We start from the raw sequence: 24440 nt of genomic DNA on the forward strand, positions 1-24440 counted from the left end.
GCTCAGCTCTTCTTTTGCGGCACCGGCTTGGCATTGCCCTCATGCGCGGTCAGCGTGCCGCCCATCTTGACGCAGGTGCCCGCCGGAACCGACTTCCAGGCATTGCCCTGATAATTGACCGTCGAGGTGCCCGCGCAGCTCGTGCCCGGACCGGCGGCGCAATCATTCTTGCCCTTCAGCGCGACGCCGAAGCATTTTTCGGTCTTTCCAGCCGCAGCAGCGGTTCCCGGCGCCATCGCGCCGGCGGCCATGGCCAGAACGGCCGAAGCGGCCAGCGACAGTTTCACGACATTGCTCATTCTTCACTCCATTCACAACAAAGGGGGATGCGGGGGGATGGCATCGAAGGGAAATTCGCCGCGCCGCCCGGCAAGGTTACAGCGCGCCATCTTGTCGCCACCTTCGCACGGCAAAGGAGCCTTTCCCCTCCCCGATACCGAGAGAGAAACGTGAGCGTAGCGTTCCGCCGCGAAAGCGATGACGAACATATGGAACCGGTCTTCGAATGGCCGATCCCGCCGGGCGCCAATCTGGTAACCCCGCGCGGACACCGTCTGCTCGGCGAAGAATTCGCGCAGATCGAAGCCGCCATCGCGGCGGCGGAAACCGACGATGCGCGCAAGAAATTGCAGCGCCGCCAGCGCTATGTCGCCACGCGCCACGCGACCGCGGAGGTGCAGGCCGCGCCCGCGGACGGGATCGTCGGGGTCGGCAGCGCGGTACGCTATCGGCTCGCAGGTACCGAGCGCGCCGTGACGATCGTCGGGCATGACGAAGCCGATCCGGCGGCAGGGCGGATTGCCTTCACCGCGCCGCTCGGCCGCGCCCTGATGGGCGCCGAGGTCGGCGAGAACGTCGAATTCCAGGGCCGCGAGGATGCCATCACCGTCCTTGCCGCCGCGCCCGATGCGGAGGAAATGGCATGAAGGACAAGTTCGAACGCCACAAGCAGCCGTGGACCGCCGCCGAAATCGACAAGCTCCACACGCTGGCGAAAAAGGGCATGGCGCTCAAAGCCATCGCCAAGGCCCTGACGCGGAGCGAAGAGTCGGTAAAAATCCGGGCCAAGGCCGACGGCCTGTCGATCGCAAAGCTGCGCTGACCACCCCGCATGACCGCCACCGATTATGATGCCATCGTGCTGGGTGCCGGCGCGGCCGGGCTGATGTGCGCCGCGGTCGCGGGGCAAAGGGGTCGCCGCGTTCTCTTGCTCGACCATGCCGAGCAGGTGGGCAAGAAAATCCTGATCTCGGGCGGCGGCCGCTGCAATTTCACCAATATCCATACAGCGCCCGACCGCTATATTTCAGCGAATCCGCATTTCGCCAAATCGGCGCTCGCGCGCTACACGCCCGCCGATTTTATCGCGCTGGTCGATGCCTATGGCATTGCGCATCACGAAAAAACGCTCGGCCAACTGTTCTGCGATGGGTCGGCGAAACAGATCGTCGCGATGCTGCTCGAGGAATGTGCAAAGGGCGGCGTCGAAGTCCGCTGCGGCCAGCCGGTGCGCGCCGTCAAGCATGCGGATGGCATCTTCTCCGTCGCCTTCGGCGACCGGCATGTCCGCGCGCCCAACCTCGTCATCGCTACCGGCGGCCCATCGATCCCGAAGATGGGTGCGACCGGCTTTGCTTACGATCTGGCGCGCCAGTTCGGCCTGAAAATCGTCGAGCCGCGCCCCGCGCTCGTCCCGCTGACGCTCGGCGGTGACGATGTGTTGTTCCGCGAACTGTCGGGCGTCGCAACCCCGGTCGAGGCGCGCGCGGGCAAGGCGGCGTTCCGTGAAGCGGCGCTGTTCACCCACAAGGGTCTGTCGGGTCCGGCAATCCTCCAGATCAGCAGCTATTGGCGTCCCGGCGATCCGGTGACGATCGACTTCCTGCCCGCCGCCACGCCCGGATGGCTGATCGACGCAAAGCGCGCGCGTCCACGCGCCACGCTCGCCGCAACGCTGCCCCTGCCCGATCGGCTGGCGCAGACGCTCGCCGAGCGGCTGGAGTTGGCCGGCGAGCTCGGCGCGCAAACCGACCGCAGGCTTGCCGATGCGGAGGCGCGGCTCGCGCGCTGGACCTTCCATCCGAACGGCACCGAAGGCTTTGCCAAGGCCGAGGTGACGGTGGGCGGCATTTCGACCGCGAATCTTTCGTCGCAATCAATGATGGCCAAAAGCGTGCCGGGACTGTATGCGGTCGGCGAAGCCGTGGACGTCACCGGGTGGCTGGGCGGCTACAATTTTCAATGGGCCTGGGCCAGCGGATACGCGGCGGGTCAGGCCCTTTAGGAAAAAAACCCAGATATTTCTTCGTCATGCCGAACGGGGTTCGGCATCCATGACCAGTGTTTCGATCGCGGGCGACCGACCCCGGGACGCAGACTGGGCAGCGAGGACCAAACCGCGGCGCCTTTGCTGCACAGGATAGAAGAATAAAATGCCCTTTGAAAATCTCTCGCCCGTCCTTGCGGACGCCCTTGCCGCGCGCGGCTATGAAGGACTTACCCCCGTTCAGACCCACGTCGTCGAGGCCGAAGCCATCGGCCGCGACCTGCTCGTCTCGGCGCAGACCGGCTCGGGCAAGACCGTTGCCTTTGGTCTCGCCATGGCCGGCGAATTGCTCGAGGATGGGCGCCTGCCCTTCGCGGCCGCGCCGCTGGCGCTGATCATTGCACCGACGCGCGAACTCGCGTTGCAGGTCAGCCGCGAACTCAGCTGGCTCTACGCGAAGGCCGGCGCGCGCATCGCGACCTGTGTCGGCGGCATGGATGCAAGCCGCGAGCGCCGGATGCTCAGCCAGGGCGTGCACATCGTCGTCGGCACCCCCGGCCGCCTGCGCGACCATCTCGAACGCGGCGCGCTCGACCTGGAATCGCTGCGCGTCGCCGTGCTCGACGAGGCCGACGAAATGCTCGACATGGGCTTTCGCGAAGACCTTGAGGAAATCCTCGACGCGACCCCCGAAGCGCGCCGCACTTTGCTCTTTTCGGCGACGATCCCTAAACCGATCGCCCAGCTTGCCAAACATTATCAACGCGACGCGCTGCGCATCTCGACCGTCGGCGAAGATCGCGGCCATGGCGACATCGCCTATCAGGTCGTCACCGTCGCACCCGCCGATATCGAGGGCGCGGTCGTCAATTTGCTGCGGTTGCACGAGGCCGACACGGCAATGCTGTTCTGCGCCACGCGCGACAATGTCCGCCGCCTCCACGCCAGCCTCCTCGAGCGCGGCTTCGCGGCGGTGGCGCTGTCGGGCGAGCACAGCCAGTCCGAACGCAACCACGCGCTGCAGGCGCTGCGCGACCGCCGCGCACGCGTCTGCGTCGCGACCGACGTCGCCGCGCGCGGTATCGACCTGCCGAGCCTCAGCCTCGTCATTCACGTTGAAATCCCGCGCGATGCCGAAACGCTTCAGCACCGCTCGGGCCGCACCGGTCGCGCGGGGAAAAAGGGCACCGCCGTGCTCATCGTCCCCTATCCGCGCCGCCGCCGCGTCGACGGTATGCTGCGCGGTGCGAAGATCGACGCGCAGTGGATGAACGCGCCGACGGCGACCGACGTGCGCGCGCGCGACAAGGAACGGCTGATCGAGGCGCTGCTCGCGCCGGTCGAACATGAGGCTGATGACATCGAACTCGGCCAGCGCCTGCTCGCCGAGCGCAGCGCCGAAGACATCGCCGCCGCGCTCGTCCGCGCGCACCGTGCGACGATGCCGCCGCCCGAGGATCTGATCGATAACGGCCCGCGCCCGCGCGGCGAGCGCCCCGAGCGCGGTGAGCGTCTCGAGCGCGCCGATCGTGGGGCGGACCGCGAACAGTTCGACGACAGCGTCTGGTTCCGGCTCAACATCGGCCGCCGCCAGAACGCCGATCCGCGCTGGATCCTGCCGCTGCTCTGTCGCCGCGGCCATGTGACCAAGCACGAAATCGGCGCGATCCGCATCGGCCCCAGCGAAACGCTGTTCAACATCCCGCTCGCGATCGCCGATCGCTTCGCCGAAGCCGTTTCGCGCACCGCGAACAAGGATGGCGAAGACGATAGCGGCGTCGCCATCACCCCGGCGCCCGAAGGCAGCACCTATCCGCCGCGCCGCGACACGCGCCCCCATAAGGGTGGGCGCCGCGACGCTGGCCCGCGCCACGACGGCCCCCGCGGCGACGGTCCGCGCAAACCGCGCGGCCCCGGCGCCCCCGGCGGCGGCACCGACCGTTACAAGCCCAAACCCTACGGCCAGCGCAACCCGCGCAAGACCGGGAAATATTAAGGCGTAGAGCCCTTGCGCCCTCTCCGCCGCCGCCCCAAATCGGGCGAGCAGCAGGAGAGGACGCATGGAAGCGGTTGAAGCCTTTATCGAGAAGCAGGGCGGTCCCGACGTCATCCAGTGGCGCAGCGTCACGCTCGGCGCGCCCGGCCCGGGCGAGGTGCTGGTCCGCCAGACCGCGGTCGGGCTCAATTATATCGATGCATATCATCGCGACGGCACCTACCCGGTCGACCTTCCTGGCGGTCTGGGGCTCGAGGCGGCGGGCGAGATCGTGGCGATCGGTACCGACGTCCACGGGCTAAAGCCCGGCGACCGCGTCGCGACTTTCGGCCCCCGCCGCACGGCGTATGCGACCGCGCGGCTCGTCCCCGTAGCCGCGCTGTTCAAGCTGCCCGCGGCGATCGACGACGAGACCGCCGCCGCCGCGCTGCTCAAGGCCTGCACGGTCGAAGCGCTCGTCGAACGCTGCGCCAAGGTCGAGGCGGGCTGGCCGGTGCTCGTCCACGCCGCCGCCGGCGGGGTCGGTCTGATCCTCGTCCAATGGCTGAAAGCCGTCGGCGCCACCGTGATCGGCACCGTCAGCACCGCAGCCAAGGAACAGGCCGCGCGCGACGCCGGCGCCGACCATGTCATCCGCTACCGGGACGAAGATGTCGCCGCGCACGTCCGCGAAATCACCGACGGCCAAGGCGTTCCCGTCACTTTCGACGGCATCGGCATGGCGACCTGGGCGACCTCGCTCGAGGCCACCGCGCGCCGCGGGCTGATCGTCAGCTACGGCAATGCCGGCGGGCCGGTGACCGGCGTCAATCTCGGCATCCTGGCGCAGCATGGGTCGCAGTTCGTCACGCGCCCGACCTTGTTCGACTATTATCTCGATCCCGGCGAACGCGCCGCCGGCGCCGCGCGCGTGTTCGAGATGCTCGAAAGCGGCGCAGTCGCGGTCACCATCGGTCAGCGCTACCCGCTCCGCGACGCGGCTCGCGCACACGAAGATCTGGAAGCGGGCCGGACCACGGGGTCGACGCTGTTGATGCCCTGATCTTTACCGCTTGCGGGCGGGAGGGGAGCGACTAAGCCTTCAACCGTTCGGCGTGCCAGCCGATATGCTCGGCCATGAAGGTCGAGATGAAATAATAGCTGTGGTCATAGCCCGGCTGCATGCGGATTTCGGCTTTCTGCCCCGCCTTCTCGCACGCCTCGACCAGCAGATGCGTCTTGAGCTGATCTTCCAGGAAGCTGTCCGCCTCTCCCTGATCGACGAGCAAGTCGGCAACGCGCGCGCCGCCTTCGATCAGCGCGCAGGCGTCATAGTGACTCCACGGCTCGCGGTCGGCACCGAGATAGTTCGACAGCGCCTTTTCGCCCCACGGGCATTGCAGCGGCGCGACGATCGGCGAAAAGGCCGAGACCGAGCGGAAGCGGTCGGGCGTGCGCAGCGCCACCGTCAGCGCGCCATGGCCACCCATCGAATGACCGCTGATCCCCTGCCGCGTCATGTCGGCCATCGGGAAATTGCGCAGCACCACCGACGGGAGCTCATCCTCGATATAGGAGCGCATGCGGTAATTCTTTGCCCATGGCGCCTCGGTCGCATCCACATAGAAGCCGGCGCCGAGTCCGAAATCCCATGCGCCCTCCGGATCGTCGGGCACGCCCTCACCGCGCGGACTCGTGTCGGGAGCTATGAAGATGATGCCATGCTGCGCGCAGGCGGCGCGATATTCGCCCTTTTCCATCACATTGGCATGGGTGCAGGTCAGCCCCGACAGATACCACAGCACCGGCAGCTTCGCGCCCGGCGCATGATCGGGAACGAACAGCGCAAAGGTCATGTCGGTGCCGGTGGTGTCGCTGGCATGGCGATAGACGCCCTGCGTGCCGCCATGGCTGCGATTGGTCGATAGCGTTTCGAGGGTCATGGATTGTCCTGCACGGGTATGGAAGCGATCAACGGCTCATGCCCCCAATGACGCAAGAGGTCGAGGATCGTTGCGCCCGCAAGGCCGATGGTTCCCGTGTTGCGCAGCGGATGGACGTTGACGCGCTCCGCAGCCGCAAGCCCGGCATCGAGTACCACCGTGATGGTTCCCGGTGCGGCGTTGATCGCGGCAAGCGGCGTCACCGATCCCGGGGCGATGCCGAGCAGCCGCTGCATGTCGTCGGCCTTGCCGAAGCTCACGCGCTTGCATCCGATCGCGGCGGGCAGCGCTTTCAGGTCGACGCGCGCTTCGCCCGGCACGGTGACGAGCCAGAAGGCCCCGCCCGTGTCCTTCAGAAACAGATTTTTGGTGTGCGCGCCGGGAATCGCAGCATTCACCGTGTCGCTTTCGGCGACAGTGAACACCGCGACATGCTCGTGCGCGGTGAAGGGGATGGCGAGCGCATCCAGATCCGCCAGCAATCCCGCCTCACCGCGCATAAGCCCTCAGAAAGTCAGACGACGCGGTGCAGCGCGCACAGCTTGTTGCCCGACGGATCGCGCAGATAGGCGAGGTACAGGCTGCCGAAGCCGCCTTCGCGCACGCCCGGCGGGTCTTCGATCGAAGTGCCGCCCGCGGCGACGCCGGCGTCATGCCACGCCTTCGCCTGCTCGGGCCCTTCCATCGCGAAACCGATGGTGCAGCCATTGCCCGCAGTCGCTGGCTGGCCGTCGATCGGTGCCGTCACCAGGAACAGTCCGCCATTGTGCATGTAGATAAGGCGCCCCTTGTCATCGACGATGCCCGGCTTGCCGCCGATCGCCTGAAAGGTCGCGTCGTAGAATTTCTTCGATGCGTCGAGGTCGTTCGATCCGACCATATTGTGACTGTACATAGCCCTTGGCTCCTCCTGATTTGGTTGCGAATCGGGACTTATCCTGTTCGCGTGACTAACGGAAGACCACCGTCTTGCGTCCGTCGATCAACACCCGCTGTTCGGCGACCCAGCGCACCGCGCGCGCGAGCACCTGCGCCTCGACATCGCGGCCGATACGGATCAGGTCGTCGATCCCGTCGCGGTGGTCGACACGCTCGACCGCCTGCTCGATGATCGGGCCTTCGTCGAGGTCGCTCGTCACGAAATGCGCCGTCGCGCCGATCAGCTTCACCCCGCGTTCGTGCGCGCGATGATAGGGCTTGGCGCCCTTGAAGCCGGGCAGGAAACTGTGATGGATGTTGATGCAGCGCCCCACGAGCTTCGCCGACAGATCGGCCGAAAGCACCTGCATATAGCGTGCGAGCACCAGATAATCGGCGCCGCCGCGTGCCATGACGTCCAGCATCGCGGCTTCCTGTTCGGCGCGGTTCGCGGCGCTGACGGGCAGGTAGTGGAACGGCACCCCGTGCCATTCGGTCAGGCGGCGCAAATGGTCGTGGTTCGACACCACGCCGACGATGTCGATCGCCAGATTGCCCGTCGACCAGCGGTGCAACAGGTCGTTGAGGCAATGGCTGCCCTGCGACACGGCAATCACGAAGCGCGGCTTGGCCCCCGCGTCGCTGATCCGCGCTTCCAAAGCGAACCGCTCGACGATCGGCGCGAAGGCCGCGCGCACCGCGTCCAGCGTCTGCGGAAAGCGCGGACCTGCGCCGCGAAATTCGACGCGCATGAAAAAGCGCCCCGAATCGAGGTCGGCATATTGCTGGCTGTCGAGGATGAAGCCGTCGGTTTCGGCAAGCAGCCCCGTCACCGCCGCGACGATGCCCACCGCATCGACGCAGCTGAAGGTCAGGACGAAAGCGGCCGGACGTTCGGTCGTCATGTCAGCCCGAAATCTTGTGGAATGCGCACAGCTTGTTGCCCGCCGGATCGCGCAGATAGGCCAGATACAGCACCCGGCCTTCGGTCGCGTTGCGAATGCCCGGCGGGTCCTCGGCGCTCGTCCCGCCATTGGCAAGGCCCGCGGCGTGCCACGCATCGACCGCCTCGGGCGAGGCCGCGAGCAGGCCGAGCGTATGGCCGTTTCCGCACGCCGCCGCTTCGCCATTCACCGGCTTGGTGATGACGAGCCGTCCGCCGTCATGCGCGTAGATCAACCGGCCACGCTCATCGACGCGGCCGACGGGGATGCCGAGCGCACCAAGCGCCGCATCGTAAAAGCGCTTGGTCGCCGCAATATCGTTGGCGCCGAGCGTGACATGGCTGAACATGCTGCGCGTCCTTCCGCGTCAATACACGACAACGCTGCGGATGCTTTCCCCCGCATGCATCAGGTCGAAGCCCTTGTTAATCTCTTCCAGCCCCATGACGTGGGTGATCATCGGGTCGATCTCAATCTTGCCCTGCATATACATGTCGACGATCTTGGGCACGTCGGTGCGGCCCTTGGCGCCGCCGAAGGCCGTGCCGCGCCAGTTGCGGCCGGTGACGAGCTGGAACGGCCGCGTGGAAATCTCCTTGCCCGCCTCGGCGACGCCGATGATGATCGAGGTACCCCAGCCGCGGTGGCAGGCTTCCAAGGCGATGCGCATCACCTCGGTATTGCCGGTGGCATCGAAGGTGTAATCGGCGCCGCCGTCGGTCATCGCGACGATCGCCGCGACGACATCCTCGCGGCTCATGCCCTTCGAATTGAGGAAATCGGTCATGCCGAACTTGCGGCCCCATTCTTCGCGATCGGGGTTGATGTCGACACCGATGATCTTGTTCGCACCGGCCAGCCGCGCGCCCTGGATGACGTTGAGGCCGATGCCGCCGAGCCCGAAGACGACGACATTGTCGCCGACCTGCACCTTCGCGGTGTTGATCACCGCGCCGACGCCGGTGGTCACGCCGCAGCCGATGTAGCAGCTCGACTGGAACGGCGCGTCCTCGCGGATCTTCGCAACCGCGATCTCGGGCAGCACGGTGAAGTTCGAGAAGGTCGAGCAGCCCATATAATGGAAGATCGGCTGGCCCTTGTACGAGAACCGCGTCGTGCCGTCGGGCATCAGCCCCTTGCCCTGCGTGGCGCGGATCGCGGTGCAGAGGTTGGTCTTGCCCGAAAGGCAGCTTTTGCACTGGCGGCATTCGGGGGTGTAGAGCGGGATGACATGGTCGCCGGGCTTCACGCTCGTCACGCCCGCGCCGACCTCACGCACCACGCCCGCACCCTCATGTCCCAGTACGCTCGGGAAGATGCCCTCGCTGTCGAAGCCGTCGAGCGTATAGGCATCGGTGTGGCAGATGCCCGTCGCCATGATCTCGACCAGCACCTCGCCCGCCTTCGGGCCTTCCAAATCGAGTTCGACGATTTCGAGCGGCTTCTTCGCTTCGAATGCGACGGCGGCGCGGGTCTTCATGGCAGGTCTCCTTCTCGCCGCTCCAATCAGGCAAAGCGCCCGGCAATGCAAGATACTGCAGATCCTCCCTGCTGCGAAGCCGTGGGGAGGTGGCAGCCCGCCGCCATCAAGCGACTTGCGGGCCGTTGGCCAACAATGGTCTCCAGATGAGGTCGAGCCTTTCGACGGTCGTATCGGTCAATTCGTACATCTCGGAAAGCGAAGCCTCCGTCGCTTTGACCAGATCGCGACCGCCCTCGGTGCCGAGAAAGCGTCCGGAGTGCGTATACTGAAACTTCCACCCAGCTTGCGGAATTGACTCTGCGGCGCGGATCGAAATCCACCGATCACCCCAGACCGTCAGAGCCACGATCTGCCGTTTGCGCACCTTGAATGTAACTTCCACCCGCTCTTCGGTCTTTCCCTCGCGAAGCTCGATGAAGCGCTCAATTATCGGAGTTGCGTTACGATGCTTGAGCGCTTTTCCACGGCGTTTAAGGCAATCAAGCACGTCCAATAGGAATGGGCAGTCTGACCTTTCGAGCATCTCGCCTTTTAGCAAAAAAGGTTCAGTGCGCTAGCAGCCAACAGTTGAAGCTCAACACTCCACCACACTGACCGCCAGCCCGCCCTTCGACGTTTCCTTATATTTATCGCGCATGTCGCGGCCGGTCTGCAGCATCGTCGCGATCACCGTATCGAGGCTGACGACATGGGTGCCGTCGCCGATCATCGCGATGCGGCTCGCGTCGATCGCCTTGATCGCGCCCATCGCGTTGCGCTCGATGCACGGGATCTGGACCAGCCCGCCTATCGGATCGCAGGTGAGGCCGAGGTTGTGCTCCATGCCGATCTCCGCGGCATTTTCGACCTGCGCGTTGGTGCCGCCGAGCGCCGCGGTCAGCCCCGCGGCGGCCATCGAGCAGGCGACGCCGACCTCGCCTTGGCAGCCGACCTCGGCGCCCGAGATGCTGGCGTTGCGCTTGTAGAGCGCGCCGACCGCGCCCGCGGCGAGCAGGAAGGTGCGCACCCCCGCCGCGTCGCCGCGATAGCTGCGCCGGTAATAGCGGATCACCGCCGGGATGATCCCCGCCGCGCCATTGGTGGGCGCGGTGACGACCTTGCCGCCCGCGGCATTTTCCTCGTTCACCGCCATCGCCCACAGGTTGATCCAGTCCATCATCGCCATCGGGTCCGACAAATTGGCTTCGTGCCGTTCGCGGATGTCGGCGGCGATCTGCGGCGCGCGGCGCTTGACCTTGAGGCCGCCGGGCAGCGTGCCGGTGCTGCAACAGCCCGCATCGATCGAGGCGTCCATCGCCGCGGCGATCTGGTCGAGCCCCGCCTCGACCTGTTCGGGGCTGCGGTGCACCAGCTCGTTGTCGAGCATCATTTCGGCGAAACTCTTGCCCGACGCCGCGCCCATGTTGAGGAGGTCGGCGCCCGAGGTGAAGGCGAAAGGCAGCGCCACTTCGTCCTCGGCCCCGCGGCTGTTGCGCCCCGCCTCCTCCTCGTCGACGACGAAACCGCCGCCGATCGAGAAATACATGCGCTTGGCCAGTATCTCTCCGTCACCATCGCGCGCGGTGAAGCTCAAGGCGTTGCTATGAAAAGGCTGGCGCTGCTTCATCTGGAAATGCAGGTCGCGCGCCGGCTGAAAGCGGACGCGCTGGCGGCCGAGTAGATAAAGAAAGCCCTCATTCTCGGCGCGGTCCCAATGCGCCTTGATCGCGGCGAGGCTGGTTTCGGCCGGGATTTCGCCCGCCAGCCCGGCGACCACTGCGGTATCGGCCGCGTGCCCCTTCCCCGTCAGCGCAAGCGAGCCATAGAGATCGGCCTCGACATGCGCCGCCTTGCCGAGCAGGCCGCGTTCGTCGAGCCAGACGGTGAAGCGCCGCGCCGCAACCATCGGTCCGACAGTATGCGAGCTCGATGGCCCGACACCGATTTTGAAAAGTTCGAAGAGGCTGATCGTCATGCCGCGCCTATAGGCGAGGAAATAGCCTTATGACAGAAGCCAATGCCTTGACGTCTAAAGCCGTGTCCCCCCGCGAAGGCGGGGGTCCATCATCCGTGGGCGAAAAATAGCACCGACCGGAGATGGGTCCCCGCATTCGCGGGGACGCACGGCCTTTTCTTTGACGGGAAATTACGCCGGATAAGTCCAAGCACCGTCGCGCGCCAGATTCTCAGCGGCGAAATCCCAGTTGAGCAGCTCGTCGACCACCGCGTCGACGTAGGCCGGACGCAGATTCTTGCGGTCGATGTAATAGGCATGTTCCCACACGTCGATGACGAGCAGCGGCTTGATACCCGCGGTCACTTCGGTGCCGGCGTCATGCGTGTCGGTGACCGACAGCTTGCCGTCCTTGGCGACCAGCCACGCCCAGCCCGAGGCGAAATGGTTGACCGCCGTGTCCTTCAGCTTCTTCTTGAGATCGTCGAGCGACCCAAAGTCGCGGTCGATCGCCGCGGCGAGATCGCCCGACGGGGCGGTCTTGGTCGGTGACAGGCAGTTCCAGTAGAAAGCGTGGTTCCACGACTGGGCGCTGTTGTTGAACAGCCCCTTGTTGCCCGACCCTTCGGCATGGTGGATGATTTCTTCCAGGCTCTTGCCGGCGAGGTCGGTGCCTTCGATCGCGGCATTGGTCTTGTCGACATAGGCCTTGTGATGCTTGCCATGATGCGTCGCGAGCGTGTCGGCCGAAATATGCGGCGCCAGCGCGTCCTCGGCATAGGGCAGCGGCGGAAAAGCGATTGTCATGGCAGTCTCCTTTTTTGGTGTTCGGGGGTGTAACTCGGTATGTTTGACGCGAGTTGCAACCCCGTGACGACGAATTCTGGCGTTATTTTTACGTCACCATGCCGCGCAGCGTCGCGATCCGGTCGGCTTCCTCCGCCGGCTTGTCGCGCCGGATGCGCGCGATGCGCGGGAAACGCATCGCCAGCCCCGATTTGTGGCGCTTCGATGCGTGGATCGAATCGAAGGCGACCTCGAGCACCAGCGTCTTTTCGACCTCGCGGACCGGGCCGAAGCGATCGACCGTGTTGTCGCGCACGAACTTGTCGAGCCACTTCAGCTCCTCGTCGGTGAAGCCCGAATAGGCCTTGCCCACCGGCAGCAATTCGCCCGTCTCGGTCCAGCAGCCGAAGGTATAATCCGAATAGAAGCTGGCGCGGCGCCCGTTGCCGCGCTGCGCATACATCATCACGCAATCGGCGCTCAGCGGATCGCGCTTCCATTTATACCACAGCCCCGCCCGCCGCCCGGCGACATAGGGGGCATCGCGCCGCTTGAGCATCACGCCTTCGATCGCGGCGTCGCGCGCGCCGGCGCGCAGATCGGCGAGCGCATTGAAATCCGCCGCCGCGATCAGCGGCGACAGGTCGAAATGGCTGGCGGCCAGCCGCGGCACGAAGGCCTCCAGTTGGCGCCGCCGTTCGGACCACGGCAGCCCGCGCAGATCGTCGCCGGCAACGGCCAGCAGGTCATAGACGCGCACGAAAGCCGGATAATCGGCAAGCATCTTTTTCGAGACGGTCTTGCGCCCGAGCCGCTGTTGCAGCGCATTGAAACTCGCCGCCCCACCCTGTGTTTCTGGGCCGCCCTGAACCTCGCCCCGCACCAGCAACTCGCCGTCGATCACCGCCTCCCGATCGAAGGCCGCGACCAGTTCGGGGAAAGCACTGCTGATCTCCTCGCCGCCGCGGCTGTAAATACGCGTCGCGCCGGCGGCATGGACGATCTGGACGCGGATGCCGTCCCACTTCCATTCGGCGGCGAAGTCGGCGAGGTCGACAACCTCTTCCTCGAGCGGGTGCGCGAGCATGAAGGGCCGGAAAAAGGCGACGTCGGCAAGGTCGGGACGCGGCGCCCGTCCCTCACCCCAGGCGAACAGCGGCGCATAGGGCGGCGGGATCGCGTGCCATAGCTCCTCGACATCGTCGACCGGCACCCCGAACGCCTGCGCGAACGCCTGCTTCGCGAGCCGCGCCGACACCCCGACGCGCATTCCGCCCAAGGCCAGTTTGAGCAGCGCATAACGCCCGTCGGCGTCGAGCCGGTCGAGCAGTGCGGCGACGACCGCGGGCGCATCGCTGCGGCTTGCGGCGGCCAGCGCATCGACGGCTTCGGATATGCTGAGATCCGCACTCTTGCCGGGCGCATCGGGCCACAACAGCGCCGCCGTCTCCGCCGTATCGCCAACAAAATGTCGCGACAGCCGGAACAGCTCTTCATCCACGCGCGTCGCGAGCAGCGTCCGCACCGTCCCCGCCTTCACCGCCGAAAAGTCGAGCGCCTCGGTCAACGCCGCGAGCGCCCAGCCGCGATCGGGATCGGGCGTATGCTTCAGATAATCGACGATCAACGCCAGCTTGCTGTTGCGCGAGCGCGTGTAGATCAGCCGGTCGATCAGGGCGGCGAAGCGCTTCACACCTCCTCCTCCAGGTCGCGGCCGACGAGGTGCAGCGCGCGCGCCTTGCGCTGGGTGAGTTCGCACCAGCGCAAGAGGCCGTCCTCGCTGCCGTGGGTGATCCAGCTCTCCTTGGGGTTCACTTCGGCGATCGTGGCCGTCAGTTCGTCCCAGTCGGCATGGTCGGAGATGACGAGCGGCAGTTCGACCATCCGTTGCCGCGCGCGCTGGCGCACCCGCATCCAGCCCGACGCCATCGCGGTGACGGGATCGGGGAGCCGCCGCGACCAGCGGTCGTTGAGCGCAGACGGCGGGGCAATGACGATCTGCCCCGCCATCGCCGCCTTGTCGGTTTCGGATACCAGCCGCAATTCGCCCAGATCGACGCCGTGCGCAGCATAGAGCGCGCACATCCGTTCGAGCGCGCCGTGAATATAGATCGGCGCATCCCAGCCCGCGCCGCGCAGTTCGGCGATCACCCGCTGCGCCTTGCCGAGCGCATAGGCGCCGACGAGTATCGCGCGGTCGGGCTCGGCACGCACCGCGCCGATCAGCTTGGCGATCTCGTCCCCAGTCGGCGGGTGCCGGAACACCGGCAGGCCAAAGGTCGCCTCGGTCACGAAGATATCGCACGGAACCACCTCGAACGGTGCGCAGGTCGGGTCGGCGCGGCGCTTGTAATCGCCGGTGACGACGATCCGCTCGCCGCGATACTCCATCAATATCTGCGCGCTGCCGAGCACATGGCCGGCGGGATGGAAGCTGAACCGCACCCCGCCGCGCTCGAACCCGTCGCCATAGGCAAAGGCCTGATTGTGGCTCGCCTCGGCATCGACGCCATAGCGCAGCGCCATGATCGCGAGCGTCTCCGGCGTCGCGAAGACCGCGCCATGCCCGCTGCGCGCATGATCGGCGTGGCCGTGGGTGACCGCTGCGCGCGCAACGGGGCGCGACGGATCGATCCACAAGTCAGCGGGCTTCACATAGATACCGCTCGGGTGCGGCTCGATCCAGCTAGCGCCGGGCATCAGGCAGCCAGCTTTCGCGCGCGGATCAGGTCGGCGACGAACATGTCGCGCTCCTTCGCCGCGCGTTCGCGGTCGGGCAGGCGGAGCAGGAACGACGGATGGACCGTCGCGATCAGCTTCGTGCCGTCCTCCAGGTCATGCACCGACCCGCGCATCGACGCGATCGTCGCGCTTCGCCCCGTCACCCCTCGCAGCGCGCTGCCGCCCAGCGTCACGATCACGTCGGGCCGGACCAGCGCGCGCTCCTTGTCGAGCCACCAGCGGCAGATATCGATCTCGGCAGCCGTCGGATTCTGGTGCAGCCTTCGCTTGCCGCGCGGTTCGAATTTGAAATGTTTGACCGCGTTGGTCAGAAACAGCCGCCGCCGGTCCATGCCCGCTTCGTCGAGCGCTTCGTTCAGCACCTGCCCTGCCGGGCCGACGAAGGGCCGTCCCTGCAAATCCTCCTGATCGCCGGGCTGTTCGCCGACCAGCATGATCCGCGCCGTCGCCGGTCCCTCGCCCGCGACCGCCTGCGTCGCGTCGCAATAGAGCGGACAGCGCGTGCAGCGATCGAGCGCACGCGCGATCGTGTCGAGCGTATCAAGGGCTTCGGTCGAGGCGTCGTCGTCGGTCACGCGTTTGCGCCATTTCTCCGTTCGCGCATTCGCAGCCGAAACGGCCACCGCGCGCATCCGTTCCACGCGCGCCTCGGCGCCTGCCAGCAACGGCGCGATATCCTGCGCCTCGGGCAGGTTGTGCCAGTATTTTTTCGGCATTTCGGCGCGCATCGCGGCGATCTTGACGCGCGCGGGGTTGAAGATCGCGCCATAATAGGTGCGCCACTGATCCTCGACCACATCGCTCTCCGGCACTTCGTCCCGCGTCCCGCCGGGACCGTAACGCAGCGCCTCGTCCTCCCAGATCGCACGCGCGTCGGGGGTTACGATCGCCCAGTCCATGCCGGTGAAGCGGCGCTGGAAAAAGGGGGCGGTCAGCCGCAGGATGCGGTGCGCGGGCTCGAACCACGCGGCGAAGCGCTCGCGCTCGCCATCCTCGCCCAGCCGCCGGAACCGCACGAAGGCGTGCATCTTGTGAACATCGCGGCGGATCGCCTTGTCGGCCTTCATCAGCCAGTCGACATCGGCGTCGGTGCGCCGTTCAAGCAGCCGACGGTCTTGCAACGCGCGCCAAAGCACACGGTAAAGACGTGCGGGCACCGCAGCATCGCGGTAACAGATCACCCGCTCGGCGATCGCAACCAGTTCGCGCGGCAGGCTGAGCGCGCCGGACGGCGGTGGTACCGCTGCGGCCTCGCCGAACAGCGATGCGCCCTCGCCGCCGCCGCGCCAGCTGATGTCCTCGGGCGCAATCCCGTCCGCCAGCAGGCTGCGCGCGGCGCGGCGCCATTCGCCGAAATCGCCGGGCGTTTCGAGGACGACCTCCCTCACAGCGCCAGCGTCAGTTGTTCCGCGGGCGGCGCGAAGCGGGCGCGCAGGTCGGCGCTGTCGGTGAGCTTGCCCGGCCGCCAGTCGGGCGTGACGATGAAGGGCAGCAGCTTTTTGACCGACGCCGTCAGCTTGGCGAGGTCGCCGAGCCGCACCTTGCCCAGCCGCCGCGCCGCCACGATGCGGTCGACCGCGCGCGTGCCAAGACCGGGCACGCGGAGCAGCAGTTCGCGCGGCGCCCGGTTGATGTCGACGGGAAAGCTCTCGCGCTGCTGAAGCGCCCACGCAAGCTTGGGATCGATCGCCAGGTCGAGCATGCCGCAGCGCCCGCCCGCCATGATTTCGGCGCGCTCGAAGCCATAGAAGCGCAGCAGCCAGTCCGCCTGATACAGGCGGTGCTCACGCAGCAGCGGCGGGCGCACGGGGGGCAGGTCGCTGCTCGCGTCGGGAATGGGGCTATAGGCCGAATAATAGACGCGGCGCAGCCGATAGCCCGAATAGAGGTTCGTCGCCGCGTGCAGAATGTCGTCGTCGCGCGCGCCGTCGGCGCCGACGATCATCTGCGTCGACTGCCCGGCAGGCGCAAAGCGCGGCGGCGGTGCCTTGCCGATCAGCCGCCCCTTCGCGGCGTCGAGGACGTCGGCCTCGCGCGTGCGCACCGATGCCATCGTCTTGCGGATGACGCCGGGCTTCTTTTCAGGCGCAAAGCTCGCCAGTCCTGCCTCGGTCGGCAGTTCGACATTGGTCGACAGCCGGTCGGCATAGATGCCGGCAAGCGCGATCAGCGCGGGATCGGCGCCCGCGATCGTCTTCAAATGGATATAGCCCTGAAAGCGATGCTCCTCGCGCAGCAGCCGCGCGACCTCGACCAGCTGCTCCATCGTATAATCTTCGGACCGGATGATCCCCGACGACAGGAACAGCCCCTCGATATAGTTGCGCTTGTAGAAATCGAGCGTCAGCCGCACGACCTCCCGCGGATCGAAACGCGCGCGCGCGACATTGCTCGACGCCCGGTTGATGCAGAAGCGGCAGTCATAAACGCAGAAATTGGTCAGCAGGATTTTGAGTAGCGAAATGCAGCGGCCGTCCGGCGCATAGCTGTGGCATATGCCCATGCCTTCGGTCGATCCGATGCCCTTGGTCGCGGTCGAATCGCGCCGCACCGTTCCCGAGGAGGCGCAGGAGGCATCATATTTCGCCGCATCGGCGAGGATCGCGAGCTTTTGCAGAATCGATTTTCCCGACATGCCACCCGTTTAACACGAGAACATTTAAGGAACAAATCACCTCGTCGCGTTTCAGGCTTCGCGCCATTTGGCGGGCAGCGCGATTTCGACCCGCAGGCCCTCGGGGTTCCAGTGCCGCGTAATCGTGCCCCCCAAATTGTTCCGGACGCTGCGTTCCATCAGCAGCGTGCCAAAGCTGGTGCGATCGGGCGGACCGATCGGCGCATCGCCGCCGCTTTCGGTCCAGTCGAGCCGGAACAGGCGCGGCTCGCTGCCTTCGGGGTCCTGGCTCCAGCTGACATCGACCTGCCCGCGCGCGCCGGTCAACGCGCCATGCTTGACCGCATTGGTTGCCAGCTCGTTGAACAGCAGCGCCATCGCCACCAACGCATTTTCGGGAAGCAGCAGGTCGGGGCCCGACCAGCGCACGCGCGGAAAGGCAGCTTCGACCTCGCGCATCAGCGCGTGTATCGATCCGGTCATGAAATTTGCGCCGAGCAGGACGTTCTGCGCACGGTTAAGCGCGTCGAGCCGGCTGCTGATCCGCTCGACATAATCGTCAACATCGCGCGCCGAATTTTTGGTGAGCGAAATGATTGCGCCGACCGTCGCGAACAGGTTGCGCATCCGGTGGTGCAGCTCGCGCATCAGCAGCGTCGCATTTTCCTGGCGGCTCTTCTGTTCGGTAATGTCGGCGCTGATCCCGGTCAGAATGGCATCGTCGCGGCGCACATCCCAGTCCCCGCGCGCCGCGATCCAACGCACACCGCGTTCGGGATGGTCGATGCGGTACTCCATCGAATAGGGCGCGCCGCTGTCGACAGAGGCATAGAGCACGCGGCGCACCGCGTCGCGATCCTCGGGATGGACGCGCGCGAAAAACCCCTCGCCGTTCCTCAATGCGGTTTCGAAATCGGCGCCCCATAGCTCGGCGGTGGCCCCGCGCCATTTGAGCTCGTCGGTGCGCGGGTCGAACTGCCAGGTCGCAATGCACGAAAAGTCGAGCGCGCGTTCCAGCATGTGCCGTGCCTCGTCGCGCTCCATCACGGTGCGCCGCAGGTCTGCCTCGGCCATGATGATCGCCGCCAGATCCTCGAGCCGTTCGCGCTCGCGGTCCGCAAAATCGACGCGCGGCCGCCGGTCGATGATGCACAAAGTCCCCAGTACCGCGCCATTATAGGCGCGCAGCGGCACACCGGCATAAAACCGGATCAGCGGCTCGCCGGTGACGAGCGGATTGCTGCGAAATCGGGTGTCCTCCAGCGTGTCGGCGATAATCATCGGCCGCTCGCTCTTCACCACCTTTTCGCAAAAGCTGATCTCGCGCGGCGTTTCGGGGACGTCGAGGCCATAGGAGGATTTGAACCATTGCCGGCAATCGTCGACCAGCGACACGAGCGCGATCGGGGTGTCGAACAAGTCGGCGGCAAGTTTGGTGACGCGGTCGAACGCCGGTTCGGGCGCGGTGTCCAATATCCGGTATTCGCGAAGCGTTTCGAGTCGGCGGCGTTCGCGCTCGCGCATGTCCCTCGAACCCCCTTCGTCGCCCCCGTCGGCCAAAGCCCGCCCTCCGTCTTTTCCCGCCGCGCTCTTCTCCGAAGCGCCCTCGCTCGATGCCGTCGCATCGATTGCCGTGGTGGGGCGCTGTGCCATGAATCTGGTCCCTGCAAAAGCTTGTGAATGAGCGCGCAAGAAAAAGACCATCTTTCTGCTACTTACGCGGCGATCCGGTAGCGTCCCGGCAGACTCTACGCATCAGGCGCGTGGTGGTTGCAGAAAATGGGGGTGCTTTTTTGCCTCAATGCGGGAACCTGCCTCCGCGGGGCGCGTATGATCGGTTCAAAGAGGGAGGTTCCTGCATGAGCTTGGGCGAAGAAATCCGTGGCCATCTGCCGTTCCTGCGCCGCTATGCGCGCGCGCTCACGGGCAGTCAGCAACATGGCGACAATTTTGTCCACACCACGCTGGAAGTCATCGTCGCGGCGCCCCAGGAATTTCGCACCTGTCGCGATACGCGTATCGACCTCTACCGCAGCTTTCACCGCATCTGGGAAAGCGCCTATATCGACGATGGCGAAGGCAGCGACGCCGAACTCGACCCGGTGCTACGCGCCGCGAACGACCGGCTGCGCCGGATCACCCCTCTCGGCCGTCAGATCCTCCTCCTTACCGCGCTCGAAGGCTTCTCGGCCGACGAGGCCGCGGCGATCACCGGCACCGACATCCCCACCGTGGAAACGCTGCTCGCCGAAGCGGTCGGCGACCTCGACCGCGAATCGCGCACCTCGGTCCTGATTATCGAGGACGAGCCGCTGATCGCGATGGAGCTTGAACAGATCGTCCGCGAACTCGGCCACGAGGTCGCCGGAATCGCGACAACGCACGACGATGCGGTCGCGGCGTTCGAACGCACCGAGGCCGGCCTAGTCCTCGCCGACATCCAGCTTGCCGACGGATCGTCGGGGATCGACGCGGTACAGGACATTTTGGCGATCGCCCCCGTCCCGGCGATCTTCATCACCGCCTTTCCCGAACGCCTGCTCACCGGCAACCGCGTCGAGCCGACCTTCCTGATCTCCAAGCCCTTCCGCCAGAACATGGTCCGCGCCGCGATCAGCCAGAGCCTGCTCTTCACCCCCCAACTCGCGGCATAAGGCTTCGTTGGCCTCTGGGTCGGAGGAACGGCTCGAGGGGCGGCGCTCCAGACCGAACCGCCCTCTAAGCCCTTCGCTTCCGATGTGCCGGCAATCCGGCAAACGACCATTCTCGGAAGTTTACCCGCAAGTTGAGGTTCGTCATAAGCTGCAGCTCGTTATGACAATCCACGAGCATATCCCCACCCTGAAAACAGAACATCTCGATCTGCGAGGTCCGAGAAGCGAGGATTTCCCGGTTTATCGTGATTTCTTTGCAGATGCCGCGGCATCGCACTTCTACGGAGGGCCGATGGAAGCGGACCGCGCCTGGCGTGTGCTTGCAACGGACTTGGGCCATTGGTCACTGCGTGGATATGGCCGCTGGTCGGTTGTAGAGCGCGCGAGTGGATTAATGATCGGCGGGTGCGGACTTTGGTGGCCTGAAGGCTATCCGAGATCGGAGCTGACGTGGTGGATTGTTCCATCGGCCCGCCGAAACGGCTATGCGCTGGAGGCTTCGCGTGCAGCCATTGCATTTGGATATGATATGCTGGGTTGGGACTTGGTCGAGACCCACATGAATGATGATAACGTCGCGGCGCGAGCGCTTGTCCAAAAACTTGGTGGCACAAAAATCTTGCGCGAAAAGTTTCCCGACGGACTGGAACGAGACATTTTCGGTCTACCGCGTCCACATTGAGGGCAATTCGCGAGTAAAGTGCGTCGTCCACTCCCAAACCGCCACGCAGGCGCCGTCAATCCGGCGAGGGTCCCCCGCCTGTCAGTTGGTCGACGCTGCCCATGATCGTCGCGAAGGCTTCGCTCGGGGGCAGCGGGTCTTCGCTGCGCAGCGGCATCTCGCCGCCGTCGAGGATCGCCTGCAAGGCGGCCCGGGCGCGCGAGACGCGGCTTTTCATCGTGCCGACCGCGACGCCGCAGATGTCGGCGCCTTCCTCATAGGATAATTGCCCTGCGCCGATAAGGATCAGCGCCTCGCGCTGGTCGACGGGCAGCATCATCAGCGCGCGCTGCACGTCCGACAGGTGCAGGCTGTCGTCCTGATCGTCGGGCGCGACGAGCAGGCGCTCGGCGGCGAGTTCGTCATATTCGGCGGTGAATTTCTTGCGCCGCATCTGCGACAGGAAACAGTTGCGCAGGATGACGAAGGCCCAGCTCTTCATGCTCGACGGCCCCGGAATATAGCTTGCGCGCGCCTTCCATGCCTTCAGCATCGTCTCCTGCACCAGATCGTCGGCCAGGTCGGCGTTGCCGGTCAGGCTGCGGCCGAAGGCGCGCAGATGCGGCAGCATCGCCGCCAGCTCCTGCTTGAAGCTGGCGTCGTCGAGCGGTCGGGGCGTGTCGTCGCTGATAATCGGGCCTTTATCTGGGCAATCTCTCGATGCGTATGACACCGGGCTTAGCGCGTTGAAACGTCGATGGAAAGCGGCGATCCCCGCCGCAATGGCTCAGGCGGGAACCGCGGCCGCCGGCCGGCGACGTCCAAGCGCGATGAAATTGGCCATCATCTGTTCGTCGACGGGGTCGAGCCGGCCGTTGGCGGCCAGCCGCCTCAGACTGTCCTCATGCCCGTCGAAATTGGGTTCGTAGAGCATCGACCAGTCGCCGAATTCGCGGTGGTCGATGTCGCGCCGCCGCACCTCGACCATGCCGCTGTGACGGCGGTCGTCGCGGATCGCGGCGAGGCACGCCTCGACCTTGTCGCCCGGACCTTCCAGCAATTGCATGAAATTATGCCCGTTGAAGATCAGGGCGCCGGTCAGCGCGTCGCGAGCATTGTTGCGGCGTGCCGTACCCAGAATATCGGCAATGTCGTCGGGCGTTATCAGCGGGTCCGCAACGCTGACATAAATAATCGATCGCAAGTCACGTGACTCCCGGCTTCCCCATTCAAGGAGCGTTGTGACCCCATCCGCAAACCCCTGCGGGCCTGCCCTGCCTGCTTAGGGCGCGTGTGGCACCTTGGCAACGCATTCGTCGCAAAATCGAAATTGCCGGGAACCAGCGGCGATCTTCCTCGTTGCTTCGGCATGGCTACGCATGGTGACAACAGGATCAACGGCAAGCCGCCCCACCCGGCGGAGGAAGCCGAAGTCGTGCGCCGCACGAATGGCAGCTTTCCGGGGACGGACAGCGACCAGTGGCATCGCACGCTGACCGGTCGGCAGTCGCCCGAGCCGGTGAGTGCGAAGCTGCGCATGATCTATGGCAGCGTCGTCGCCGAAAAGCTTCCCGACCAGATGCTCGATCTTTTGGCCCAACTCGATCAGAAAAGCCCTAAACTCTGATGACCCGCCCTGCTGCTGCGCCGCGTTCGCAGGAAAATCACAGCCTGTCGGACGGCGAATTCAAGGCGCTTCTCGCTGGCGTCATCCCGCATCTGCGCGCTTATGGGCGCAGCCTGTCGGGCAATCCCGATTTGGCCGACGATCTGACGCAAGACACGATGGTCAAGGCGTGGGCGTCGCGTGCGCGCTTCGAACGCGGCACTTCGATCAAGGCGTGGACCTTCGTCATCCTGCGCAACACCTTCCTTTCGCAGATGCGCCGCAACAAATTTCACGGCGAATATGACGAAACAACCGTCGAACGCACGCTGTCGACCCCGGCGTCGCAGGAAGATTCGGGCGAGATGGCGGATCTCCAGCGCGCGCTGATGGAATTGCCGCAGGACCAGCGCGAGGCGCTGATCCTCGTCGGTGCCGGCGGTCTGTCCTATGAGGAAGCGGCGCAGATTTGCGACTGCGCGCTCGGCACGATGAAAAGCCGCGTCTCGCGCGCGCGCACCGCGCTCGAAGAAATCATGGATCGCGGTCAATTCTCGCAGCGCCGATCCGACGCGGTACCGGCGAGCGAGGCGATGGATGCAATCATGGACAGCGTCGAGGAAATCACCGCGCGCCGCGAAGCCGCGAACCGCTAGCGCGCCACGCATCCTCTCGACTTTTCCGGGCGGGCGCGCCAGACTGGCCGCCCACCTCCCCAGCAAAGCGAGCCTTTTCATGCAGAAAATCCCCGCCCTTGCGCTATCGGCCGCACTGGCCGTCGCCGCCTGTTCGACCGGAACGCCCAGCAACGCGGCCACCGACAGCGCCGCGCTCGACACCTCGGGCGCGCAGCCCGCGACCGCGCTCGCCGATGCGCCCTTCACGGTGCAGGAGGCAGCGGCCTTCAACGAGCCCTGGGCGATGACCTTCCTGCCCGGAACGCGCCTCGCGCTCGTCACCGAAAAGTCGGGCAAACTCAAACTCTGGGAAGAAGGCGGCGCCGCGCGCGATGTCGCGGGGACACCCCCGGTTCTCTACGCCGGTCAGGGCGGGCTCGGCGATGTAATCGTCGCCCCCGATTTCGCGCAGAGCGGTACCATTTACTTGAGCTGGGCCGAAGCCGGCCCCGGCGACACCGCCGGCGCGGTGGTCGGCCGGGCGAAGCTGGTCCAGGGCGCCGCGCCGCGCCTCGACGGGCTGGAAGTGATCTGGAAACAGGACCCCAAAGTGCCCGGCCGCGGCCATTATTCGCACCGCCTCGCCTTCTCGCCCGATGGCCGATATTTGTTCATCGGTTCGGGCGAGCGGCAGAAGTTCGATCCGGCGCAGGACATGCAGGCCAATCTCGGCAAGATCCTGCGCCTGAACCCAGACGGCAGCGTCCCCGCCGACAACCCCTTTGCTTCCGCAGGCGGCGTGACCGCGCAAATCTGGTCGCTTGGTCATCGCAATATCCTGGGCCTCGCGTTCGATGGGACAGGCCGGCTCTGGAACCAGGAAATGGGGCCGAAGGGCGGCGACGAGGTCAATCTGGTCGCGGCAAAGGCCAATTACGGCTATCCGATCGTGTCGAACGGCGATCATTATGACGGCCGCGACATTCCCGATCATCCGACCCGCCCCGAATTTGCCGCGCCGAAGCTGTGGTGGAACCCCTCGGTGTCGCCCGCGGGGCTCGTCTGGTACGGCGGCGACGCCTATCCCGGCTGGAAGAACAGCATGCTGATGGGCGCACTGTCGGGCGAGGGGCTGATCCGTATGGCGATCGACGGCGACACGCTGCACAAGTCCGATCGCTGGGACTTCGGCGCCCGTATCCGCGAGGTCGAGGTGCGCGACGACGGCAGCGTCTGGCTGCTGACCGACGGCAAGGACGGCAAGCTGCTGAAGCTGGTCCCGAAGGCCTGACTGCCGC

Annotated in this window: 27 protein-coding genes; 10 read left to right on the forward strand and 17 right to left on the reverse strand. The window is 65.8% G+C overall.

Annotated elements, in window-relative coordinates:
- Window positions 1–2 precede the first annotated feature (2 nt).
- The gene (locus tag ACT17R_RS14945) at window positions 3–299 is read right to left on the reverse strand and encodes a BufA1 family periplasmic bufferin-type metallophore (protein WP_062900854.1); all 297 of its coding nucleotides are present in this window, start codon (window positions 297–299) and stop codon (window positions 3–5) included.
- Between the two features lie 150 nt (window positions 300–449).
- Here ACT17R_RS14945 and ACT17R_RS14950 point away from each other — a divergent pair, with 150 nt between their 5' ends.
- From ACT17R_RS14950 to ACT17R_RS14970, 5 genes are all read left to right on the forward strand, one after another.
- A complete protein-coding gene (locus tag ACT17R_RS14950) occupies window positions 450–926 on the forward strand; it encodes a GreA/GreB family elongation factor (RefSeq protein ID WP_062900855.1) in 477 nt (158 codons plus the stop codon).
- Window positions 923–1102, forward strand: coding sequence for a hypothetical protein (locus ACT17R_RS14955; RefSeq protein WP_003052619.1), 180 nt, complete (start codon window positions 923–925; stop codon window positions 1100–1102). The genes ACT17R_RS14950 and ACT17R_RS14955 overlap by 4 nt, the downstream gene beginning before the upstream one ends.
- 9 nt (window positions 1103–1111) lie before the next feature.
- Window positions 1112–2284: an NAD(P)/FAD-dependent oxidoreductase gene (locus ACT17R_RS14960; protein WP_444809732.1), complete on the forward strand. Its 1173-nt coding sequence runs from the start codon at window positions 1112–1114 to the stop codon at window positions 2282–2284.
- Between the two features lie 148 nt (window positions 2285–2432).
- A complete protein-coding gene (locus ACT17R_RS14965) occupies window positions 2433–4262 on the forward strand; it encodes a DEAD/DEAH box helicase (RefSeq protein WP_062900857.1) in 1830 nt (609 codons plus the stop codon).
- 64 nt (window positions 4263–4326) lie between these two features.
- Entirely contained in the window at window positions 4327–5304 is a 978-nt protein-coding gene (locus ACT17R_RS14970; RefSeq protein ID WP_062900858.1) for a quinone oxidoreductase family protein, read from the forward strand.
- Between the two features lie 31 nt (window positions 5305–5335).
- Here the strand turns inward: ACT17R_RS14970 and fghA are convergent, their stop codons facing one another.
- The 14 genes from fghA to ACT17R_RS15040 form a co-directional block, all read right to left on the reverse strand.
- Complete coding sequence (gene fghA, locus ACT17R_RS14975) at window positions 5336–6184, reverse strand: S-formylglutathione hydrolase (RefSeq protein WP_062900859.1); 849 nt, start codon at window positions 6182–6184, stop codon at window positions 5336–5338.
- Window positions 6181–6684: a prolyl-tRNA synthetase associated domain-containing protein gene (locus tag ACT17R_RS14980; protein ID WP_062900860.1), complete on the reverse strand. Its 504-nt coding sequence runs from the start codon at window positions 6682–6684 to the stop codon at window positions 6181–6183. Before ACT17R_RS14980 ends, fghA begins: the two co-directional genes overlap by 4 nt.
- Window positions 6685–6698: 14 nt before the next feature.
- Window positions 6699–7079, reverse strand: coding sequence for a VOC family protein (locus ACT17R_RS14985; protein ID WP_003052600.1), 381 nt, complete (start codon window positions 7077–7079; stop codon window positions 6699–6701).
- Window positions 7080–7134: 55 nt separating this feature from the next.
- Window positions 7135–8007 carry a formyltetrahydrofolate deformylase gene (gene purU, locus ACT17R_RS14990; RefSeq protein WP_062900861.1) on the reverse strand — a complete coding sequence of 291 codons (873 nt, stop codon included), beginning with the start codon at window positions 8005–8007 and terminating at the stop codon, window positions 7135–7137.
- A 1-nt stretch (window position 8008) separates the two neighbouring features.
- Window positions 8009–8395, reverse strand: a complete 387-nt coding sequence (locus ACT17R_RS14995) for a VOC family protein (RefSeq protein WP_003052594.1) — start codon at window positions 8393–8395, stop codon at window positions 8009–8011.
- Window positions 8396–8413: 18 nt separating this feature from the next.
- Window positions 8414–9526 (reverse strand): S-(hydroxymethyl)glutathione dehydrogenase/class III alcohol dehydrogenase, encoded by a 1113-nt coding sequence (locus tag ACT17R_RS15000; RefSeq protein ID WP_062900863.1) that lies wholly within the window; start codon window positions 9524–9526, stop codon window positions 8414–8416.
- A gap of 106 nt (window positions 9527–9632) precedes the next feature.
- Window positions 9633–10022 carry a hypothetical protein gene (locus ACT17R_RS15005; protein WP_444809733.1) on the reverse strand — a complete coding sequence of 130 codons (390 nt, stop codon included), beginning with the start codon at window positions 10020–10022 and terminating at the stop codon, window positions 9633–9635.
- A gap of 81 nt (window positions 10023–10103) precedes the next feature.
- Window positions 10104–11483 carry an L-serine ammonia-lyase gene (locus tag ACT17R_RS15010; protein ID WP_062900865.1) on the reverse strand — a complete coding sequence of 460 codons (1380 nt, stop codon included), beginning with the start codon at window positions 11481–11483 and terminating at the stop codon, window positions 10104–10106.
- Window positions 11484–11654: 171 nt separating this feature from the next.
- The gene (locus ACT17R_RS15015; protein ID WP_062900866.1) at window positions 11655–12269 is read right to left on the reverse strand and encodes a superoxide dismutase; all 615 of its coding nucleotides are present in this window, start codon (window positions 12267–12269) and stop codon (window positions 11655–11657) included.
- Between the two features lie 88 nt (window positions 12270–12357).
- Entirely contained in the window at window positions 12358–13941 is a 1584-nt protein-coding gene (locus ACT17R_RS15020) for a cisplatin damage response ATP-dependent DNA ligase (protein WP_062900867.1), read from the reverse strand.
- Window positions 13938–14948, reverse strand: a complete 1011-nt coding sequence (locus ACT17R_RS15025) for a ligase-associated DNA damage response exonuclease (protein WP_062900868.1) — start codon at window positions 14946–14948, stop codon at window positions 13938–13940. The genes ACT17R_RS15020 and ACT17R_RS15025 overlap by 4 nt, the downstream gene beginning before the upstream one ends.
- Entirely contained in the window at window positions 14948–16378 is a 1431-nt protein-coding gene (locus ACT17R_RS15030) for a UdgX family uracil-DNA binding protein (protein ID WP_062900869.1), read from the reverse strand. Before ACT17R_RS15030 ends, ACT17R_RS15025 begins: the two co-directional genes overlap by 1 nt.
- Entirely contained in the window at window positions 16375–17625 is a 1251-nt protein-coding gene (locus ACT17R_RS15035; protein ID WP_062900870.1) for a putative DNA modification/repair radical SAM protein, read from the reverse strand. Before ACT17R_RS15035 ends, ACT17R_RS15030 begins: the two co-directional genes overlap by 4 nt.
- 51 nt (window positions 17626–17676) lie before the next feature.
- Window positions 17677–19257, reverse strand: a complete 1581-nt coding sequence (locus ACT17R_RS15040; RefSeq protein WP_238929722.1) for a GAF domain-containing protein — start codon at window positions 19255–19257, stop codon at window positions 17677–17679.
- A 206-nt stretch (window positions 19258–19463) separates the two neighbouring features.
- Here ACT17R_RS15040 and ACT17R_RS15045 point away from each other — a divergent pair, with 206 nt between their 5' ends.
- Complete coding sequence (locus tag ACT17R_RS15045) at window positions 19464–20258, forward strand: response regulator (RefSeq protein ID WP_062900871.1); 795 nt, start codon at window positions 19464–19466, stop codon at window positions 20256–20258.
- Window positions 20259–20418: 160 nt separating this feature from the next.
- Complete coding sequence (locus ACT17R_RS15050) at window positions 20419–20940, forward strand: GNAT family N-acetyltransferase (protein ID WP_082819813.1); 522 nt, start codon at window positions 20419–20421, stop codon at window positions 20938–20940.
- Between the two features lie 55 nt (window positions 20941–20995).
- Here the strand turns inward: ACT17R_RS15050 and ACT17R_RS15055 are convergent, their stop codons facing one another.
- Complete coding sequence (locus ACT17R_RS15055; RefSeq protein WP_412072836.1) at window positions 20996–21610, reverse strand: sigma-70 family RNA polymerase sigma factor; 615 nt, start codon at window positions 21608–21610, stop codon at window positions 20996–20998.
- 96 nt (window positions 21611–21706) lie between these two features.
- Complete coding sequence (locus ACT17R_RS15060; protein ID WP_003038631.1) at window positions 21707–22123, reverse strand: BLUF domain-containing protein; 417 nt, start codon at window positions 22121–22123, stop codon at window positions 21707–21709.
- Between the two features lie 87 nt (window positions 22124–22210).
- Between ACT17R_RS15060 and ACT17R_RS15065 the strand changes: the two genes are divergently transcribed.
- The 3 genes from ACT17R_RS15065 to ACT17R_RS15075 all read left to right on the forward strand — a co-directional run bounded on the left by ACT17R_RS15065 (window position 22211) and on the right by ACT17R_RS15075 (window position 24433).
- The gene (locus ACT17R_RS15065; protein WP_062900872.1) at window positions 22211–22546 is read left to right on the forward strand and encodes a NepR family anti-sigma factor; all 336 of its coding nucleotides are present in this window, start codon (window positions 22211–22213) and stop codon (window positions 22544–22546) included.
- Window positions 22546–23181 (forward strand): sigma-70 family RNA polymerase sigma factor, encoded by a 636-nt coding sequence (locus ACT17R_RS15070; RefSeq protein ID WP_062900873.1) that lies wholly within the window; start codon window positions 22546–22548, stop codon window positions 23179–23181. The genes ACT17R_RS15065 and ACT17R_RS15070 overlap by 1 nt, the downstream gene beginning before the upstream one ends.
- 79 nt (window positions 23182–23260) lie before the next feature.
- On the forward strand, window positions 23261–24433 hold the full coding sequence (locus ACT17R_RS15075; RefSeq protein ID WP_444809734.1) for a PQQ-dependent sugar dehydrogenase: 1173 nt from the start codon (window positions 23261–23263) through the stop codon (window positions 24431–24433).
- The last annotated feature ends 7 nt before the right edge of the window (window positions 24434–24440 follow it).

It is taken from the genome of Sphingopyxis sp. Q841, assembly GCF_052384365.1.
GTDB classification, from domain to species: domain Bacteria; phylum Pseudomonadota; class Alphaproteobacteria; order Sphingomonadales; family Sphingomonadaceae; genus Sphingopyxis; species Sphingopyxis terrae_A.